2 protein-coding genes and 2 pseudogenes are annotated in these 2,393 nt (G+C 62.4%); 2 read left to right on the plus strand and 2 right to left on the minus strand.

Going from position 1 to position 2,393, the window contains the following annotated elements; genetic code table 11:
• A pseudogene (locus RT91_RS19160) lies at nucleotides 1-443 on the minus strand (integrase); the annotation flags it as partial.
• A gap of 144 nt (nucleotides 444-587) precedes the next feature.
• Here RT91_RS19160 and RT91_RS22685 point away from each other — a divergent pair.
• Nucleotides 588-908: pseudogene (locus RT91_RS22685) on the plus strand (zincin-like metallopeptidase domain-containing protein); the annotation flags it as partial.
• Nucleotides 909-1,166: 258 nt separating this feature from the next.
• Nucleotides 1,167-1,862 carry a hypothetical protein gene (locus RT91_RS19170; protein ID WP_205408995.1) on the plus strand — a complete coding sequence of 232 codons (696 nt, stop codon included), beginning with the start codon at nucleotides 1,167-1,169 and terminating at the stop codon, nucleotides 1,860-1,862.
• On the opposite strand, the gene RT91_RS22370 is transcribed toward RT91_RS19170, so the two are convergent.
• On the minus strand, nucleotides 1,859-2,179 hold the full coding sequence (locus RT91_RS22370) for a transposase (RefSeq protein ID WP_205408979.1): 321 nt from the start codon (nucleotides 2,177-2,179) through the stop codon (nucleotides 1,859-1,861). The two genes, RT91_RS19170 and RT91_RS22370, sit on opposite strands and share 4 nt — an antisense overlap.
• Nucleotides 2,180-2,393: the final 214 nt, after the last annotated feature.

Consider the following 2,393-nt stretch of genomic DNA (forward strand, 5'->3'; position numbering starts at 1 on the left):
TCAACTATCGCATCACCAAAGCGATGATCGAGGAACCGKTKGCGAACCGCAGCGTGTGATACGATCGTCCGCGGACTCAGGCCGCGATGCTTGACCAGATAGGTCTCGAAGTTCGCCAGCAGGGTCGCGCGCGCCTGCTGCGCCTCGGTCAACGGCACCGGCTGCGTGACGCCGATATCGAGCAGATGCTGCGCGAACCGGCGGGCCAACCTATACGGCCATACCGAGCCCGTCTTCTTGCGCGGCACCTTGCGTCCCAGATGCTCGGCCATGTCGAGCGTCAACGCCGAAGGACTGATGCCCTCGACATCCATCGCGTGCCCCACCTTCCGCAGGATCGATTGGTAGGTCTTGACCGTGCCGGCGGTGTAATTCTCCGCCGCAAAGCTCTCGGCGAACGAGTCCAGATACGGCTCGATGCAGGTCTGCAAATATTGAGGCATGATCGTCGTGCTCCATGTTGTTGGAGCGATGAAGATTATGCCGAATGGGATTGGTGCGATCATACCGCCAACCGCGCCCTGCCGAGCAGATGCGGCATAATCCGGATCTCGGCATTATGCCCCTTATGCCGATGTCGGCATAAGGGGCACGCCACAGGGCACCCCTCGCGGCTGAACCGGCCGGATCTTGGCACCCCGTTTGGATCGGAAGCCTACGCGCGGGAGGAGCTAAGGGCCGAGATTGCCTCGCTGATGATCGCGGACAAGCTGGGGATCGGCCATGATCCGGGCCAGCATGCGGCCTATGTCGGGAGCTGGATCAAAGCCTTGCAGCAAGATCCGCGTGAGATCTTCCGGGCGGCAGCCGATGCCGAGAAGATTTCCGGGTATTTGATGGCGCTGCGGGCCGAGCAGAAGGCAGGGCAGATCACCGGCCGGCCTGATAGCCAGGCGGGCGAGCAGGCGCGCGGCTATTGGCAACGCGCGGCCGAGAGTGGTGCTGAAATCCGGCGGGCGGAACGAGCCGAGCAGCCCGAGCAGGAGCGGCAGGCACGACGCGCAACGGCGGGGCGGTGATTCTGGAAATACATAGAATTTAACAACAGAAATCAGAAAATCATGAACGTTCTTTAAGTTGGCAAATAGCACCAACGGTGCTATTTCATTGCATATCCGGTGAGGAGACCGGCAGACAAGGAGCCGCCAATGACAAGAGCGTGGATAATGTTTCAGTCGGGCAGCAAGATTGACTTGCTCAATCCCCGGTCTGATGCTTGGACCGATCGCGATTTGGCCGTGGGGCTGTCCCGCACCAATCGGTGGGGCGGGCACTCAGCCTGGGATTATCCATTATCCGTGGCCCAGCACAGCCTGGCGGTGCTGGCGATCCGCGAGGCGATGCCCGGCCGGCCACTGACGGCCGGTGAGGCGTTGCGGGAGCTACTGCACGACGCCCCCGAGGCGCTGATGGGCGGGCTGGATATCATCACGCCGCTCAAGCCTATTCTTGGCGATGCGTTCCGCGCCCTCGATACGCGGCTACAGGCGGCCGTCAATCGGCGCTATGACCTGCCCCCTTGGACCGTCGCCAGCCACCGCGAGCACAAGCAGGCGGATCATCAGGCCGCCGCCAATGAGGCGCTGCATGTCGTGGGATGGCGGCGGCCAGCGTTGCGCAAGACCCTTGGTATTGAGATCGAACCTATGGCGCATGACCCGCTCGGTCTGCCGGATGCGGTGGCGCCGTGGGAGCCATGGCCGCCTTATGTCGCGGCTGACCGGTTTCTCGACAAACTCAAAGCCTTGCAGAAGGCGAGGGTAAGAGGGGCAAAAGGGTGGGTAACCCGAGTTCGACTTGGTCAGCAGGCCAACGATCGAGCAGGTGGCGGGAACGAAGAAATTGTCGCGGATACTGGTTAGGTGGGGCGGAGGCGGGCTCTGACGTAGAAGTCGAGCGGCGCGATGATCGCGGCCCCCACCACCTTGAACCTGCTACCCAGATAATCCCAGATCGCGATGCCAAGTTTGTCACAGGTCTTGGCGAGGCTCAGGAACGCGTCGCGGCAATCCCGGCCGGTCTCACTCCGGGTTCCGGCGCTGATCTTCCGCCGCGTGACGTGACCGCGGATGTCGTTTTCCGAACCATTGGTGTGGAGCGGGATTTCCGGCCGTTCCAGCACCATCAGTAGTTCGGCCTTGTTGGCGTGCAGCCGCGCCAGCAGACGGTCCAGCGTCACGAAGCCGGTGCGGCAGAGGAAGATACGGTCGAAGCGGGTCCGTAACGCCCGAGCCTGCCGCTTGCCCGGTTTTTGCTGGTACGCTTTGAGGTCCGCGTAAAAAACTCCCAGATCAGGCCACGAACCCGCGTTTGAGCGGCGCGATGCTGGTCGTTGAACGTGTCCAGTTTATGCACCAGCCGTTTCCGCGTGGACCCAGCACAACGCGTGCCGG

The organism is Acidiphilium sp. JA12-A1, from assembly GCF_000724705.2.
Taxonomy (GTDB): Bacteria; Pseudomonadota; Alphaproteobacteria; order Acetobacterales; family Acetobacteraceae; genus Acidiphilium; species Acidiphilium multivorum.

Bases quoted from the DNA above. Each gene is read 5' to 3' on its own strand.
- RT91_RS19170 (WP_205408995.1), top strand. From the start codon at position 1,167: ATGTTTCAGTCGGGCAGCAAGATTGACTTGCTCAATCCCCGGTCTGAT.